Raw genomic sequence first — 16,609 nt, forward strand, 5'->3', positions numbered from 1 at the left:
CACTGAGCTACTGTGGAATGACCAGACTCATTTTATTATAAATATGACGACAAATTGTGTCAAGAAAAACATTTTGTTTCACTGCCTGTCTTGCGACGGCTTTTATAATTTATCATATACAAGCCTGATCAGTCAACCCTTTTTTATCATTTCTTTTATTTTCCCTCCGCATTTGCCGCAAACATATCGGTTTGTGTCCATGGAACGCTTTCTTAAAAAGGTTTGGCCGCACGATGTGCACATGTATGTGCGCACGTTTCTCGTTTGTTTTTTCGCGCTCAGCGGCGTGCAAAATCTCGGAGCGCCGACTTCCTTTAAGAGCGCTCTGAAATCTTTGTCGCGGTGCCTGTAGCCTTTTCCTTCAAGGTGAAGGTGGTAATGGCACAGCTCGTGCTTGATGATGCCTTCAAGCTCTTTTTGGCCGTGCTCTGCCAAATATTTTTTGTTCAGCTCGATATCGTGGGAGTTGAGCAAATATCTGCCTCCTGTCGTTTTCAGGCGGCTGTTGAAGTAGGCCCGGTGCCGGAATGGCTTTTTAAAATACGTCATGGAAATCTGTTCGGTCAGCTGCTGTACTTGATGATCGTCCACTCTTTGTCTTCACCTCATTTTTAAAAATATCGAACGGGACAAAATCCCGCCCGCATAAGCTAATATCATCAGAGCCTTTAGGAGGGATTGTCAATGCCGAATTGGCTCAAAAACCAGATGCAAAAAGCCTTTTATGAAAAAGATCATTATCAGATTAAATTGCTGAATCAATGCTGGTATTTTTACAGAAAAAAACACTGCTAAAGGAGCAGTGCTATTTTTCTTTTACCATCGATAATGACACCCTTCCTTTTGCCGCATCTGCATGCTCCACCCAAACCGTGACAATGTCGCCGACCGATACGACGTCAAGGGGATGCTTGACGAAAGAGCTGCTGAGCTTTGAAATGTGCACGAGCCCGTCTTGTTTGACGCCGATGTCGACGAAGGCGCCGAAGTCCACGACATTGCGGACCGTTCCCTGGAGTTCCATGCCTTCTTTTAAATCCTCCAGCTTGAGCACGTCGGTTTTCAGGAGAGGCTTTGGCACTTCATCCCTCGGATCGCGCTCAGGCCTTGTCAGCTGGTCGCAGATGTCTTTCAGCGTGATGTCGCCGATCGCTAACTCTTTGGCGGTTTGCGATATATTCAGTTCTTTTAGTTTGGCCCGGAGCTCGGCAGACCCGATCTGGTCTGTTGACAGGTTCAGCTTTTTCAAAAGCTCTCTCGTTTCTTTGTAGCTTTCCGGATGGATGCCGGTGCGGTCGAGCGCTTCTTCGCCGTCAGGCACCCTTAAAAAGCCGATGCACTGCTCATACGTTTTCGCGCCGAGCCGCGGGATGTCTTTTAATTCTTTCCGGCTTGTGAATTTTCCGATTTCCTCCCGTTTTTTGACGATATTGCCCGCGACCGATTTGGTCAGTCCAGCTACATATTGCAAAAGCGCCGCAGACGCCGTGTTGACGTTGACGCCGACCTTGTTGACGACGGTTTCGACGACAAAGCTGAGGGAGTCGTTTAATTTTTTCTGGCTGACATCGTGCTGATACTGGCCGACGCCGACCGATTTCGGATCGATTTTGACAAGCTCGGCCAGCGGGTCTTGAAGCCTGCGCGCGATTGAAACAGCGCTGCGTTCTTCAACCTGCAGATCCGGAAATTCCTCTCTCGCCAGTTCTGAGGCGGAATAAACGCTTGCCCCGGCTTCGTTGACGATTAGATAGTATACCTGTCTGTCGATATCTTTCAAAAGATCGGCGATAAACTGCTCCGTTTCCCGTGAAGCTGTGCCGTTTCCGATGGCGATGACTTCAATGCCGAATGCTTCGATGATGCTTTTCACTTTTTCGGCGGCTGCCGCCTTCTTGTTGACCGGGGGGTGCGGATAAATGACGTCGATTTTCAGGACCTTCCCCGTCTCATCGACGACCGCCAGCTTGCATCCTGTACGGAATGCCGGATCGACGCCGAGGACGAGCTTGCCTTTCATCGGCGGCTGAAGCAGCAGCTTGCGCAGATTCTCGGCAAAAATGTGAATCGCCTGATCTTCCGCTTTCTCTGTCAGCTCTTTTCTGATGTCCCTTTCGATCGACGGCTGGATCAGACGCTTGTATCCGTCTTCGATCGCATCCTTTATCACGTCTTTCGCCGTCGTTTGCTTCTGTTTGAGGATTTGTTTTTCCAAATAAGCTTGAATGCGGTCGGCCGGCGGTTCGATCGCTACCTTTAATATCCCCTCTTTTTCGCCTCTGTTGACGGCGAGCACGCGATGGGGAACGATTTTCTGGATCGGCTCTTCATATTCGTAGTACATTTCGTAAATTTTCTTTTCGTCTGCTTCCGCATCTTTGACTTCTGATTTCAAGGTTCCTTTTTTAAAGGTCTCCTGGCGGATCCATCTTCTGAATTCCGGTTCGTCGGAGATGCGTTCGGCGAGAATGTTTTTCGATCCTTCAAGCGCTTCTTCCGCGCTGAACACCTCTTTTTCCTCGTTTATGTATCGCTCTGCTTCTGCCGAAATGTCTTTGTTCTCTGGAAGAGAGATGATGAAATCAGCGAGCGGTTCAAGCCCTTTGCTTTTGGCGACAGTTGCCTTCGTTTTTCTTTTTTGTTTATAAGGGCGGTATAAGTCTTCGACCTCTTGCAGCTTTGCCGCCTTCTCGATTTTGAGCTTTAATTCATCCGTCAGCTTGTCCTGCTCGTCAATCAGGCGGATCACTTCTTCCTTCCGCTGATTCAGATGCTGAATATATCCCCAGCGCCCGGAAATCGTTTGAATTTGCACTTCATCCATGGAACCCGTTTGTTCCTTGCGGTATCTCGCGATAAAAGGAACGGTGTTACCGTCCTCCAATAATTGAATGACATTGCCGATATGTTTGGACGTCAGCCCGGTTTCTTTTGCGATTTGTTTGACGATTAACGCTAAAGTATCCATTGTAGCCTCCATAAGAGTATTGTCTTCTTAGTGTACCAAAAGATTTTAAAAAACACCTATACCAAACGGACAGCTTTTCAGCTAGAAAAGCTGTCCGATGATATAGGTTAAATCGTCATTTCCGAGTTTTGTATACGCCTCAATCTGATTTGAGATGTCTTCAGGCGTGAAGTGGTTTTTCAGATAGGTGCGCAGAGACGGAACGGAAAGTCCGTCTGAATGAATGATAAACCGTGAGCCTTTTTCATACGGATATGTGTATGTTTTATATGTTTGCGGTTTTCCTGATAAGTACCCCGTAACGGGAAGAGGGTAAATATATTTGTCTGAAGGAGCGTACAAAATAAAGCGGATATTGCCGACAGAGCTGTAGACGATGGTTCTCGTTTTAAAATCTGCTTTTAAAATCGAGACGGTCGCCCCCCGCTTTTGCTTGAGCGCCTGATTGCAGCGTTCCATCAAGCTTGCAACGTCTTCATCGCTGTACGCTTTGACAATATCGCTGATCGCTGAAGAGGATTCGCGGGCCATTTGGCCGCTGCCGAGTCCGTCGGCCAGTGCGCATATCATGCCGCCGTCCGTCGCATTGAAATAAAAGCTGTCTCCGCAAACCGTTTTTCCTTCTTTGGGAAGCTGATAAACGAGCGCTTGAATATGTTCATTCGATTCGGTCCAGATCATTGCCTGATCTCCATATACGGATCTTCCGCCAAGGCCTCCCTCAGCCGTTTAACGGCTTTCCGCTGCAGTCTTGATACGTGCATCTGCGATATTCCCAAAATGTCACCGGTTTCTTTTTGGCTTTTGTTTTGGATGTATGTCAGCTCAATGATCTGTTTTTCGCGGTCTGACAGGACGTGCAGGACGCTTTCGAGCGTCAACTTCTGGTTCACCTTCTCATAGCCTTCTTCCTTGGAGCCGACAATATCGAGGATTGTCACCGTGCTGCCGTCTGCATCAGCTTCAATGCTGTGGTCTACGGACAGCGCCTGATAGCTTTTGCCCATTTCCATCGTTTCAAGCACTTCCTCTTCTGACACGTCAAGAAAGGAAGCGATCTCGTCGACCCTCGGAGAACGCTGGTTTTCCGCTGTTAATTGATCGACGGCCATTTTAATCCTAGGCCCCAATTCCTTGATCCTTCTCGGCACATGGACGCTCCACGTTTTATCGCGGAGAAACCGCTTGATTTCCCCGATAATGGTCGGAATGGCGAAGGCTTCAAACGATTTTCCCACATCGGGATCATAGCGCTTGATGGCTCCGAGCAGCCCGAGCATTCCGACCTGGCAGAGATCTTCATGAAAGCTTTTGCCTTTCGAATATTTTTTGGCCAGCGTTTCGACCAGGCTGCTGTATGACTCGACAAGGGCAAGCTGGGCTTTTTCATCCCCGTTGTCCTGATAATCTTTAATCAGACGGTCCACTTCATCTTTAGTTAGTTTCGTAGTTTTGGACGGTTGTGCCATCATCAACTCGCTCCCTGTTTAAGAACTTTGTCATTGATACAGTCACGCCTGAGTCAATCTGCACATTCACTTCATCCATCAGCGTCTCCATTAAATATAAGCCGAGCCCTCCTTCTGACAATTGATCTACCGTGTGCTCCGGGGAATACGGTCCAAGCCCCTTCTGTTTATCCTGTATGTCAAAACTGTCGCCCTGATCTGCGACTACGATTTCGAGGCGGTCACTAAACACGCCGAACCTGACGGATACCTCTCCGGTTTTATCCGCTTTATAGGCATGCTGGACGGCGTTCGTGCAGGCTTCGCTGACGGCGATTTTCAAATCTTCAATATCATCATATGAATACCCCATCTTGCTTGCGATTCCCGACAGGGTTAAACGGATGATTCCCACATATTCCGGTTTGGCAGGTGACTTCATTTCAATGTAATCAGCTGCTCTCTGCATTATAATCCACCCTCTGACTTTCCAGAAATATCGATAATGTCCTTTAAACCTGTAATGTCGAACAGACGGATCAAACGGTCGGACAGATTTTCAAGCAATAAAGAGCCTCCCGTTTTGTTTACCGTTTTATATACCGCTACAAATACACCCAGTCCCGTGCTGTCCATATACGAAACATCCTGCAGGCACACTTTGAGATCCCTTCCCTCTTCAGCGAGCGGCATCAGCTGTTCGCGCAGTGCAGGGGCAGAGTGTACATCTATTTCTCCAGCTACTTTTACCTCTATCACACGGTCATTTTTTTTCGTATCGACTGCCAAATTCACAATATCACCTCTGGTTCTCATTAATCGCTATTGCTTTATTACCCGGCTAAGAAAGGGGCTAAACCTTTCTTTTTAAAACAATGAAGGTGAAATCGTCATGGAGCTGAAAGTCCTGCAGCTTTAGCAGGCTTTCGTAAATATTCTCAGCCATTTGCTGTGCGGGCTCTTCCATATGTACGGAGATGAGGTTTTGGAGGTCTGACCGTTCCAAAAATCCGGCATCTGTTCTGCATTCTGTCACTCCATCAGAAAACAGAATAATCATATCCCCGATGTCCAGCCTTTGCTCGTATTGTTCATATTCATAATCCGATGAAATGCCGAGAACGAGCCCTTTTCCTTTTAGATCGTGGAATTTGTCTTCTTTGCCGTTATAATAAAAGCCCGGCTCATGACCGGCCGATGCGAATGTAAACAGATGTTTTTTCAAGTGGTAGTTTCCGTAGAACATCGTAATAAACATGCTCGGGTCCACGTTTTGTTCGACAACCCGGTTCAGGCTTTTCAGAACTTGTGAAGGGTTTGTTCCAGAATCCGGCAAAGAGTCCATCGCATACTTGATCATCGACATGCATAAGGCGGCCGGTATCCCTTTTCCGATCACATCCGCAATCGCGATATTGATGGATTCCTTATCACGGACGAAGTGATAATAATCGCCGCTCATTTGCTTCGCCGGAACGCTGATCGCCCCGATGTCAAGCGCTTCGTCTTTCGGTATCGTAGTTTCAAGGAGCGTCTGCTGCACATTGGCGGCAATTTCGATTTCCGATTTGATTTCCTGCTGAATGCCCCGCAGTGTCTGATGTTCTTGATAGGCCAAGCCGTAACCAATCATTACTTCAATTAAGAAGTCGAGCGAATGGAATACATCATCCGGAAGGTCCGGATATAGTTCAGACAGAACTTTTCGGTGTATGCTGATAATCTCCTCCGGCGGCACTTGATGCTCGATCGTTTTTCTGCTGAATTTCTGCCCTTGATAAAGGGACGTCTCGGTTAATTCAGATATATAACGGCTAAGCAGCTGACGATAGCGCTGCTCGATCACTTCCCTGAAATCCATTCCTTCCCTCCTATCGAAGCCACTTAACGGCTTGTATATCCGTTCCCTTGTCAGCGTCTGAGCTCAATTCGAATTGATCCATCAGACGCCTTACACCAGGCAGGCCGGCTCCGAGACCGCCTGAGGTTGAAAAACCGTCTTCCATCACTTTGCGGATGTCGGCTATTCCCGGACCTTCATCCTTGGCAGTGATTTTCAACCCTTTTTTACCCCTTTCATCGACCTCTTCGATACAGATTTGGCCTTTCCCGGCATATAAATAGATATTCCGGGCCAGCTCTGAAATGGCCGTCGTGATTCTGGCCTGATCGACTGTGCCGAATCCCAGTTGTTTCGCGACATTTCGCCCGAGCTGTCTGGCAGCCACAATATCCCATTCTGTCAAAATCTTTACACAGGACTGGTCTTTCATACCTATTCCCCCAATTCCCGCTGCAATCTCTCGAGCCCTTTTTCGAGATCGAGGGCTGTCTCGATCTCGTCCAATGAAATGCCGAGTTCAATCAATGTCACGGCAACGGCCGGCTGTATGCCAGTCAGGACGACTTTTGCCCCCATTAATTTTGACATTGTAATGACATCGCCGAGTACTTTGGCGATAAATGAATCGATGATATCCACAGAGGTCAGATCGATCACCACTCCGTTCGATCCGGTTTCATAAATTTTATTGAGCAAATCCTCTTGAAAATTGAGAGCGGTCTGGTCATCGAGCTCTACCTGAATGGATACCAGTAAACAATTGTAAAGTTTCAAAATCGGAATTTTAGGCACTCTCAACGTTATTCCTCCAATGAAACGATTTTTCGGTCTGTCATTTCCAACGCGGTTTGAATTCCTTTTTGCAGGGTATTTTTCGTAATAACCTGAGTTAAATCAATGCCTAAATTCACAATCGTCTGCGCGATTTCCGGGCGGATCCCTACAAGCAGGCATTTTGCGCCCACCAGTCTGACGGCTTCTGATGCCTGTATGATGTGGTGTGCAACCATCGTATCGACGACAGGGACTCCCGTAATATCGATTAACACCACTTCAGAACGATGTTTGACGACGCCGTTTAACAGGTTTTCCATAATCTTTTTGGCGCGCTCGGTATCGATCGTTCCGACGAGAGGCATCACCGTAATGTTTTCAAAAACCGGGATCAGCGGCGCGGAAAGCTCCTGAAGCGCAACCTTTTGCATGGCGACGGTTTTTTCCCAAGAAATCGCATACTGATTTAAAATCTCGCTGTTGATCGGATCAATAAATTTGTCAATTTCCCATATGAGATCATAACACTGCTGATCTTCGGGACGATCCTTGTTCATGGCGTAGTAGAGCTGCTTCCAAAACGCTGATAAACCTGAAGAAAGAAGCTTTAAAGGAACGCCGATTTGTACCGCTTTGGAAGAAAACTGATAAATATTGTCGACATTCTCATCTTCAGCTTTCAAACCATTCATTAAAATTTGAATATATTCGTTGCTAATTTCATGATACATCTGTCCGGTGAGCTTCGCGTTCGATAATTTGCCGTTCAGGTCTCTCAAAATGACCGCAAAGCTTTCGGCAAGCTCATTTTGATGCTCTGAAATATACGATAATACTAATTCATTCGACACGTTTATCCCCCCAAGTACATACAGTAACAATTTTTGGACTAACATTTTCATTATATCGTTTGTCAATTTTGAACACAAAAAAAGTTGCTCTATCCTCATGAGCAACTTTGTTCCATATTTAAAAATCGATTAGTGCCAAACTGATTTGTAAGGCTTCGTTAACCTTTTCCATCATTTCATCATCGAGATGGGTGATTTTGTCCGTTAATCTTTGCTTATCAATCGTCCGGATTTGTTCGAGCAATATAACGGAATCTCTTTCAAAACCATAGCGTTTCGCATCAATTTCGACGTGGGTAGGTAATTTTGCTTTCTGTATTTGGGCTGTTATGGCTGCAACAATAGCAGTTGGGCTGAAGCGATTGCCGATGTTGTTTTGAATCACTAAAACCGGGCGCACCCCGCCTTGTTCTGAGCCAACAACAGGAGATAGATCAGCAAAATAAACATCGCCGCGTTTAACAATCAAATGATTATCCTCCGCTTACTAAGCGCTCTACTGTGTTTTCAGCCTCATACTCTGCAAATTGTGCCTCTGAGGAGATGTTTAAATTGATTTTTGCCATCTCCATATAACCGCGTCTCATCGATTCCCGAATTTGTCGATTTTTGCGTTCACGTAAATACATTTTTGTGGCTTGATAAATCAGTTCATTTCGGCTCCCGTTATCTTGCATGACGACACCATCCAGTTCTGATACTAAAGCTTCTGGCAAGCGAATCATAATTTCAGTTGTAGCGCTGGATTCAGACAAAAACATACACCTCCACGAAACTTACGGATACAACATTTTATCCATTCCAAACATAATCATATCATTAATCTTTCCGCAAGCAAAGCTGTTTTTCAGCTTATCGTTTATTTACGGTAAAATCGGATTCCTTATTTCCATTATACTCCCATTTTCCAAAAACATACGGGGGACCCTTGAACTTATCATGCAGGTAATTTCATAATTAATCGTTTGCAGTTTTTGGGCGATTTCGTCGACTGAAATCGTTTCGTCTTTCTGCTTTCCGATTAAGGTTACTTTTGTGCCGACCGGATATTCTTCTTGAAGGGAGATCATAAACTGATCCATGCAGATTCTGCCGGCGATTTCCTGCCTTTTTCCGTCGATCAGCACTTCGCTTCCGGCAAGGCGGCGGAGCCAGCCGTCCGCATAGCCGACAGGGACGGTCCCGATCCACTCATCATGTTCGGCCGTATACGTCGCACCGTAGCTGACGCTCTCGCCTTTGGCGATTTTTTTCACATGAACGAGCTCTGTATGAAGCGAAAACACTTCCTTCAACGGAAACGGAAGCTCGTCTTTAATCTCGGATGACGGCGACATGCCGTACATGCTGACGCCGAAACGAACCGCGTTAAAGAGCTGCTTCTTAAACCGCATGCCGGCGGCGCTGTTTGACGAATGCACCATCAGCCGGTCGAGCGGAAGCGGTTTGATCAGTTCCTTAAAGCGGTCAAGCTGCATGTTGAAATAATCCGTATCCTTTTCGTCCGCTGTGGCGAAATGGGTGAAGACGCCGCAGCAGTTCACCTTGCTGGACGATTCAGTCATATCCATCATTTCTTTTATTTCATCTTCATTTCTGCAGCCGAGCCGTCCCATGCCTGTGTCGATTTTCAAGTGAAAATCGAGCGGTTCGCCGATGTCACCGATCAAACGAAGCACTTCTTTCAGCCAGCTGACCGAATAGCCGGTGACGGTAATGCGCCGTTTTGCGGCAATGCCGGCATATTCCGGCGGCACCGCTCCGAGCACGAGAATCGGTGCGTCTATCCCTTGTTCCCTTAACGAAATCGCTTCATCCAAAAAGGCCACGGCGAGAATTGATGCACCTTCTGCAAGGGCCGCCTTCGCCACCTGGGCGTCCCCATGCCCGTAGGCATTCGCTTTGACGACCGCCATCAGGTCAACATCCCCGCCGATATGACGCTTCATATTCCGTACATTTTCCTTTAAGGCTGTTAAGTCGATTTCTGCCCATGTCTTTCGATAGAATGGTTTTAAGCTCATACTGACACTTCCTGTTCCTTGTTTCGACTAAGTCTTTCCCCATGATACTAAAAATGCAGCAAAAAGGGAAATGCTGCCTTGTTTTAGACGAGGCAAGCCGGGCAAAAGTTTCTGGAATTATATCCATTTTAAGGTAAAATAAAAACAGCCCGTTCCCCGTATATCGGAGAACAGGCTGTTTGAAATGACAGGGCTATTTTGAGGATTGGCCCTGCATGCTCTTTGCGACCATCAGGAGCTCATCCTGGGAAAGATCGTCAGATGAGATGTAATAATCGACTCCATCATATGTCCAGGACAGTGATTTTTCCGAGAGCGCGCCGACCGTAAAGCCGAGGTCGACCGGCTCGCCGTTCATGGAGACCGATGTTGCCGTTTTGGCGACGCGGGCTTTTTCCTGAATCAGCGTAAACGATTTTTCGCCGCCATATGTGATGACGATTCTTTTGCCGTCGTCGGTGGCCATTTCTTTTTCTTCAAGCTTTTTCACGCCTTGAGGGACATCGAGCGGCGTCTTGACCGCAAACGTGTCAGACGGTTCAGTGCTTGTCGCTACATCGATTTGCGACAGCGTCATGTTTTTCTTTTCGTCGAACGAGCTTTTGTCTAAAGGCTTATCAAATTCAAAGCTTTCAAACTCAACCTTGACCATGGCTTTCCGGTCCGTATCCATCACCTTTACAGATTGAGGGGCCATATTTTTTTTATGAAAGACGATTTCCTGCATCGGCAGCATCTGGTTATGCTGATAGTTTGTTTTCGTTTCGAAAATATACTTTGAATCCTTCGCTTTAAAGGATGCTTCTCCATCGCCTTTAATGTCTTTCACAAGCGATTCAAACAAATACACCTGGCTGCTGTTGTTGGGCCAATCGCTGTGAAAACGGAAGCTTTTATTCAGGGACGGTGTCAGAACAAATACGCCGTTTTCATTGCGCAAAATCACCTGGCTCTGGTCTTTTTTAGGGTTTTCTAAATAAACCCTGTAAAAGGAAGGCTTTTTGTGCCAGATTTCCACGTTGTACTCTTGCGGCTCATTTCCCGTTTGAATCGTCATTTTTGCTTTTGCTTTATAGGACGTGTATTCTTTTGCCTTCTTGTCGAGCCCCCTGACAACATCTTCTTGCGATTTTTGGCCGCAGGCAGAAAGCATTAAGACGACAAGCAGCCCCGTTAAAAGCAAAACAAAGCTTTTTCTCACCTTTTTCAACCCCTTTTTAATCATTGATGTAAAAAGGAAGAAACCGCTTGTTCGACTTTAACGGTACGCTTAGAACAGGGGCCGGCTGAATCGGCATGCGTACCATAAAAGCCTGCAACGACTTGTCTCCCTTATTGCACTACCCAATATATGAGGGAGGCGGGAACAATATGCAGACTAGCATGACAACCTTTTGATTCATTTTTGCCGCGTACTATTTCACAAGATGCTCTCATAAACGTGTTACTATATATGTACGAGATCATTGTAAAGGGGCTTTTGACGAAAGCATGTTTATCAGAACGGAAGATTTCCAGACGTTTATCAGGCTCTATCCGGTTACAACGGCGATATTGGCCCTCCAGCTTGTCATATGGGTTCTTTTTTTAATCCCGCTTCCGACCGTGCAGATGTGGTCCGATTTGACGATAGGTTTTAACTGGGGAATCGCCGAAGGGGAGTGGTGGCGGCTTGTCACGCCGATCTTTATTCATGCCGGGTTTTCCCACCTTCTCTTTAATTCGATGTCGCTCTTTTTGTTTGCCCCCGCGCTTGAGCGGATGATGGGGACGCTTCGGTTTCTCGCCGTCTATATCGGCTCTGGCGTAATCGGGAACATCGGCACGTACTTCATCGAACCGCCGGAGTATACGCATGTCGGGGCTTCCGGGGCGATCTTCGGCCTGTTCGGCGTATATTTGTACATCGTCCTGTTTCGAAAAGGGCTCATGGACAGGGCGAATTCACAGATTATCGTTACCATTCTCGCGATTTCAGTTTTGATGACATTCATCAACTACAATATCAACATCATGGCGCATATTTTCGGACTTTTGGGCGGCTTGGCGCTTTCTCCGCCGCTTCTCAAAAAAAAAGAGTGACGGTTTTTAGCCGTTCACTCTTTTTTCATAGGAATACCATTCAAAAATGGCTTCCAAATCTTTCTCATCTGCATCCTTTACGGAAAACTTCTCATGCAGCACGTTGGATTTTGTGACCGTATGGATGCTTGCAAGCTTTTTCCTGCGCTGAAAATACGAACGGCTCACCTCGTAAACCTGCATGCGCCTTCGCTGTACGACCGCTGTCGTCCTGCCGATGAACCTGGAAGACATGATCAGCTTTTCGCCGCTTATTTTCCAGCCGGCATCGCGATATGACAAATACCCGATAACCCAGAAAAACAGAATGAGCAAAATGGACAAATACCCCCACGGCGGCACAAAAACCGAGAGCGGGACCACGGCCAACAGCGGCCAGGAAGCGCGGAACATATAGCGTCTTAAAGCGCGTTTCGGCAGACGGTTCAGCCCTTCTTCAGGAACATATTCGGGGACGAATTGTTCGAGCCGTTTCCTTAACGTTTTCTTGCTTGCGATCGGAAATAAAACCGTCGACTTGTCCTCTTCAGAAACCGTTCCGCCCGCGCTTACGATCGTGACGGAGACGAAGCCGAGCGGCTGCCTGATCAGGCTTTCTTTTATTTTCACAGCCTGGATTCGATGGAGCGGGATCGTCATTTGGTGCTTTTCAATCAGCCCCCTGGAAATGACGATTTCGTTGTTTTTGCGGACAACCTTAAAATCGGTGTACTTCAGCATCATCCCGATGACGCTGAGCAGCCATGCGATGAAAAGGGCCACAAAGATGACAAAGGCGATGACAGTCGCTCCGGCTTTATTTAGAAAGGAAAATTTGTCATACAGCCAGTTCAGGTTGACAATCTCATCAAGCTGGGTATAGATGGCAAATATCCCCGAAATAATAACGCCTATTCCGCTTGAAGTGGAAGCAGCGGCCAAGAGCTCCTTTCCGCTCATTTCGTATGTCATGTCCACAGGCTCTTTTTCATCAGCCTTCCCGGCGCTTTCTTCCTCAAGATCAGCCGGCTCGCCTTCAACAGCATTGATTTCCTGCTTTCTCTCAAAGAGTGCCTGCTTGATGTTTTCCGCTTCAGTCTGGGAAATGGCCGAAAGGATGACCTCAGCTTCTTTTCCGCCTCCGGCCGTTTCGACCTGGAGTTTGACAAGCCTGAAAATTTGCTGGATGATGCCGGCGCTTGTGTTGACCGTTTGAATGCGCTCGATCGGAATGTACCTTTTTTTCTTCGTTATTAGGCCTTCCTCTACCCGCAGTTCATCCTCTTCAATCCGATAGGTGAATTTTCTCCATTTGATAATGCTGCTTGCGACAAGGAAAATGAAAATCAGGCCGACTGCGGCGGACGCTATGATCGTCACCGTATGATTTTTATTCAAAAAGAAGGCGACGCCGAACGGAATGATATAGTTTTTAACTGTTTCGACCAGCCCTGCAAAGAAGTTCAGTATCATTGCCGCGGGATGCAGACGTTTCGGCTCAGACATCATCTTCAGTCACCCTGGCGAGCCTCGAGATGAAATCTCTGAGCTGATCCGCTTCTTCCACATCAAGGGCCGGGATTGAATGGGTCGTGGCGGCGGTTGAAATCTGCACAGATGCCAGATTGTATTTCCTTAATAGCGGCCCCTGTGATGTATCGACATGCTGCACCCTGACCATCGGAACGATCACACGGGTGACGACAAAGATGCCGTGCTGGATATCGATTTCATTTTCGTGAACTTCATAGCGCCAGATCCGGTGGCGGATGTTCGGTATGATAAAAATGATAAAGACGGAAATCCCCAGCCAAACGGCTGCCCCCGCTATCCCGATCCAAATCGGCCATTTAAAGATCACGGTTACCGCAAACAGTCCGGCAGCAATCAGAAACAGGACAAACGATGTGATGCCGGCGCTGATTTTCCATACCTTCACGCCGTTACGGCTGATTTGATTTTTTGGCTCTCTTCTCAACATTAGATTCCCCCAATCCTATGTTCTATTTACGACTTCGCCGCCGAAAATGTTTCATTTTTTAAAAAAGGCGAATCCGTAAAAAAGGATTCGCCTTTTGATTATGAATTATAGGATTTTTTTTGGCGTCTGTCATTTGAAGAACGCTTTTTATCATAGGAAGAACGGTTGTTCTTTCCTCTGTATCCGCCACCGTCTCTCCGCTTTGATGAACGGTGGTGGCTTTTATGCCGCTTCGTTCTGAGGGGCGCTTCTTCTGTCAAACGGACAGGCGTATCATCCGGCTCTTTTGTCATCATTTTGATGGCAGCCGCTACGACCGTTACTGCATCACGGTCTTCCAGCAGTTCAGCCGCTGCAGACATATAGAAGTTCAGGTTGTTTTCTTCCATGATCGTCCGGATGCGGTCAACGGTTACCTGCTGCTGTCCTTCGATAGCCTCGTCAAGAGTCGGCGGTTTCATCCGGTCCATTTTGCGTTTTGTCGTTTGTTCGATGGCACGCAGCATATCCTTCTCACGCGGTGTAATGAATGTCATCGCCATTCCCGTTTTGCCCGCGCGGCCCGTTCTTCCGATACGGTGAACGTAGCTTTCAGGATCTTGGGGAACATCAAAGTTATAAACGTGCGTAACTCCGGAAATATCCAGACCGCGGGCAGCAACGTCTGTTGCGACAAGCACTTCGATTGCGCCTTGCTTGAATTTGCGGAGGGCTACCATCCGCTTCGCCTGTGTCAAATCTCCGTGAATTCCTTCAGCCGTATAGCCGCGCAGGTTCAGCGCTTCCGTCAACTCATCAACGCGGCGCTTCGTACGGCCGAAGACGATCGCAAGCTCAGGAGACTGGATGTCGAGAAGACGTGTCAGCGTATCAAATTTTTTGCGTTCATGCACTTCCAGATAGAATTGCTGAATGTTTGAAACCGTCATTTCCTTCGCTTTTACTTTAATATGCTCCGGATTGTTCATAAAGCGTTCGGCGATCCGCTTAATCGGCGCCGGCATCGTTGCAGAAAACAGCAATGTCTGGTGATCTTCCGGTACATTGGAAAGAATCGATTCGATATCTTCGATGAATCCCATGTTCAGCATTTCGTCCGCTTCATCAAGCACAACGGTATTGACCGTTTGCAGACGCATCGTGCGGCGGTTGATATGGTCGATCAGACGGCCTGGAGTTCCGACGATAATGTGGGGATTTTTCTTGAGCGCGCGAATTTGGCGGCCGATATCCTGGCCTCCGTAAATCGGAAGAACTCGAGCGCGTTTATCCTGTCCGATTTTATATAGCTCTTCAGAAACTTGAATGGCTAATTCACGAGTAGGTGCGATAACAATGGCTTGAATGTTAGGAGACTCGGGGTTGATTTTCTCAACAAGAGGAATGCCAAATGCAGCCGTTTTTCCTGTTCCCGTTTGTGCTTGTCCGATGACATCTTTATTTGCAAGTCCAAGCGGTATCGTTTGCGCCTGAATCGGTGTTGCTTCTTCAAATCCCATGCGTTTAATCGCTTTTGTGAGATCTGAACTTAATTGAAAATCTTGAAACGTTATAGTCAATGTATTCAAACTCCTTCTGCTTACTGTTTCAGTAATGTCGTGTTTCATCAATAAAAACTGCCCTTTATATAAAGGACAGGTTCATACTTATACAAAGCCCGAATTACTTTACATGTTATATTACCATTACGATATGTGTTTTTCAATAAGGCGGACATAAGGGATGCGCTCCCCTCGACCCGTTTTTATCAAGCCGGTGATGCAGCATCATATGTAGCATCCGGCAAATTTACTGTTTCCCGCCGCGGACCGTCTTTCCATCCGCCTTTTACACATTGTAACACAGGCTTTAAAGGGTTTCGACAGTGCGCGTTTATTTTTTTCTTGATCATCCAAGCCCTGCATGTTTATTTTTCCCAATATGTCATGATTTATTTACAGAATCTCCGGATTCTCTTTTCAGAAACGCCTCGACCGTCCGAAAAAGAAATTCGGGGTTTTCCTCAAGACAGATATGGTGGCTGACATCAGGCAGCAGGCAAAGCTCTTTTTCTTTGGAGGGAATCGTTTCGTATAAATAATAGGCGCTTGATAACGGCACGATGGAATCGCGTTCTCCTTGAACGATGAGGACGGGAATATGAAGTTTTTTCAAACCGGGTTTCGTGGCTTTGACGAGCTTGCGGAATTGGAGAGCGGAGGAAACCGGCGTGCTTGTCAGCTTCCGCTTGTATCTTTTGTAAAGCAGATTATCCTCCAGCCTGCCATGAAATGAATCTTTTATCACGCTTTTCAAATCCTGAATCAACTGTCCGGGACTGATATATTGGGCAGCCGCACTTAAAAGGACAAGGCGGCTGACCGGGTATTTTCCCGCCAAATAAGCAGCGATCATGCCGCCCATCGAAAAACCGATGACATATACGACTTCGCATTCTTTTAGAAGGCGGACGAGTTCGACTTCCGCGCAGGCAATCCATTCCTGATAACAGACCCTTTAAAACCGGCGTTTCCCCGTGCCCCGGAAGCGTGATCATCTCGATCTTCCAATCGCACGTTTTCTTCAAATACGCGGCAAGCGGTTCGATTTCGTACGGAGCTCCCGTAAAACCATGAATGCATAAACACCCGATCATGACCTTTCACCCGTTTTCTTTTTT

General features: G+C 47.0%; 19 protein-coding genes and 1 pseudogene. 2 read left to right on the forward strand and 18 right to left on the reverse strand.

What is annotated here, in order from left to right:
* Window positions 1–132: 132 nt before the first annotated feature.
* Window positions 133–591, reverse strand: coding sequence for a SprT family protein (locus V7126_RS19680; protein WP_046132190.1), 459 nt, complete (start codon window positions 589–591; stop codon window positions 133–135).
* A gap of 93 nt (window positions 592–684) precedes the next feature.
* Here V7126_RS19680 and cmpA point away from each other — a divergent pair, with 93 nt between their 5' ends.
* Complete coding sequence (cmpA, locus tag V7126_RS19685; protein ID WP_006638790.1) at window positions 685–795, forward strand: cortex morphogenetic protein CmpA; 111 nt, start codon at window positions 685–687, stop codon at window positions 793–795.
* Window positions 796–805: 10 nt separating this feature from the next.
* Here the strand turns inward: cmpA and V7126_RS19690 are convergent, their stop codons facing one another.
* From V7126_RS19690 to V7126_RS19750, 13 genes are all read right to left on the reverse strand, one after another.
* Entirely contained in the window at window positions 806–2,968 is a 2,163-nt protein-coding gene (locus V7126_RS19690; RefSeq protein ID WP_175077520.1) for a Tex family protein, read from the reverse strand.
* A gap of 81 nt (window positions 2,969–3,049) precedes the next feature.
* Window positions 3,050–3,649, reverse strand: coding sequence for a PP2C family serine/threonine-protein phosphatase (locus V7126_RS19695; RefSeq protein WP_046132192.1), 600 nt, complete (start codon window positions 3,647–3,649; stop codon window positions 3,050–3,052).
* Window positions 3,646–4,437, reverse strand: a complete 792-nt coding sequence (gene sigB / locus V7126_RS19700) for an RNA polymerase sigma factor SigB (protein ID WP_046132218.1) — start codon at window positions 4,435–4,437, stop codon at window positions 3,646–3,648. Before sigB ends, V7126_RS19695 begins: the two co-directional genes overlap by 4 nt.
* Window positions 4,403–4,885, reverse strand: a complete 483-nt coding sequence (gene rsbW, locus V7126_RS19705) for an anti-sigma B factor RsbW (RefSeq protein WP_046132193.1) — start codon at window positions 4,883–4,885, stop codon at window positions 4,403–4,405. The genes sigB and rsbW overlap by 35 nt, the downstream gene beginning before the upstream one ends.
* On the reverse strand, window positions 4,885–5,211 hold the full coding sequence (locus tag V7126_RS19710) for an anti-sigma factor antagonist (protein WP_046132194.1): 327 nt from the start codon (window positions 5,209–5,211) through the stop codon (window positions 4,885–4,887). The genes rsbW and V7126_RS19710 overlap by 1 nt, the downstream gene beginning before the upstream one ends.
* A gap of 58 nt (window positions 5,212–5,269) precedes the next feature.
* Complete coding sequence (locus tag V7126_RS19715; RefSeq protein WP_175077521.1) at window positions 5,270–6,277, reverse strand: PP2C family protein-serine/threonine phosphatase; 1,008 nt, start codon at window positions 6,275–6,277, stop codon at window positions 5,270–5,272.
* A 10-nt stretch (window positions 6,278–6,287) separates the two neighbouring features.
* Complete coding sequence (locus V7126_RS19720) at window positions 6,288–6,689, reverse strand: anti-sigma regulatory factor (protein ID WP_046132196.1); 402 nt, start codon at window positions 6,687–6,689, stop codon at window positions 6,288–6,290.
* Window positions 6,690–6,691: 2 nt separating this feature from the next.
* The gene (locus V7126_RS19725; RefSeq protein ID WP_046132197.1) at window positions 6,692–7,057 is read right to left on the reverse strand and encodes an STAS domain-containing protein; all 366 of its coding nucleotides are present in this window, start codon (window positions 7,055–7,057) and stop codon (window positions 6,692–6,694) included.
* A gap of 2 nt (window positions 7,058–7,059) precedes the next feature.
* Entirely contained in the window at window positions 7,060–7,884 is an 825-nt protein-coding gene (locus V7126_RS19730) for an RsbT co-antagonist protein RsbRA (RefSeq protein ID WP_046132198.1), read from the reverse strand.
* A gap of 118 nt (window positions 7,885–8,002) precedes the next feature.
* A complete protein-coding gene (gene ndoA, locus V7126_RS19735) occupies window positions 8,003–8,353 on the reverse strand; it encodes a type II toxin-antitoxin system endoribonuclease NdoA (RefSeq protein WP_003179128.1) in 351 nt (116 codons plus the stop codon).
* A 4-nt stretch (window positions 8,354–8,357) separates the two neighbouring features.
* On the reverse strand, window positions 8,358–8,639 hold the full coding sequence (locus V7126_RS19740; RefSeq protein WP_026585993.1) for a CopG family ribbon-helix-helix protein: 282 nt from the start codon (window positions 8,637–8,639) through the stop codon (window positions 8,358–8,360).
* 108 nt (window positions 8,640–8,747) lie between these two features.
* Entirely contained in the window at window positions 8,748–9,908 is a 1,161-nt protein-coding gene (gene alr / locus V7126_RS19745; protein WP_046132199.1) for an alanine racemase, read from the reverse strand.
* 193 nt (window positions 9,909–10,101) lie between these two features.
* Window positions 10,102–11,118, reverse strand: coding sequence for a LolA family protein (locus tag V7126_RS19750; RefSeq protein WP_335498507.1), 1,017 nt, complete (start codon window positions 11,116–11,118; stop codon window positions 10,102–10,104).
* Between the two features lie 281 nt (window positions 11,119–11,399).
* Here V7126_RS19750 and V7126_RS19755 point away from each other — a divergent pair, with 281 nt between their 5' ends.
* Window positions 11,400–11,990: a rhomboid family intramembrane serine protease gene (locus tag V7126_RS19755; protein WP_326288882.1), complete on the forward strand. Its 591-nt coding sequence runs from the start codon at window positions 11,400–11,402 to the stop codon at window positions 11,988–11,990.
* A 6-nt stretch (window positions 11,991–11,996) separates the two neighbouring features.
* On the opposite strand, the gene V7126_RS19760 is transcribed toward V7126_RS19755, so the two are convergent.
* The 4 genes and pseudogenes from V7126_RS19760 to V7126_RS19775 form a co-directional block, all read right to left on the reverse strand.
* The gene (locus V7126_RS19760; RefSeq protein ID WP_335498512.1) at window positions 11,997–13,478 is read right to left on the reverse strand and encodes a PH domain-containing protein; all 1,482 of its coding nucleotides are present in this window, start codon (window positions 13,476–13,478) and stop codon (window positions 11,997–11,999) included.
* On the reverse strand, window positions 13,468–13,947 hold the full coding sequence (locus tag V7126_RS19765) for a PH domain-containing protein (RefSeq protein ID WP_046132219.1): 480 nt from the start codon (window positions 13,945–13,947) through the stop codon (window positions 13,468–13,470). The genes V7126_RS19760 and V7126_RS19765 overlap by 11 nt, the downstream gene beginning before the upstream one ends.
* A 101-nt stretch (window positions 13,948–14,048) precedes the next feature.
* Window positions 14,049–15,509 carry a degradosome RNA helicase CshA gene (gene cshA / locus V7126_RS19770; protein ID WP_046132203.1) on the reverse strand — a complete coding sequence of 487 codons (1,461 nt, stop codon included), beginning with the start codon at window positions 15,507–15,509 and terminating at the stop codon, window positions 14,049–14,051.
* A gap of 364 nt (window positions 15,510–15,873) precedes the next feature.
* Window positions 15,874–16,585 (reverse strand): annotated as a pseudogene (locus tag V7126_RS19775) (alpha/beta hydrolase).
* Window positions 16,586–16,609: the final 24 nt, after the last annotated feature.

The organism is Bacillus sp. JJ675 (assembly GCF_036963165.1).
In the GTDB taxonomy this organism is placed as follows: domain Bacteria; phylum Bacillota; class Bacilli; order Bacillales; family Bacillaceae; genus Bacillus; species Bacillus glycinifermentans.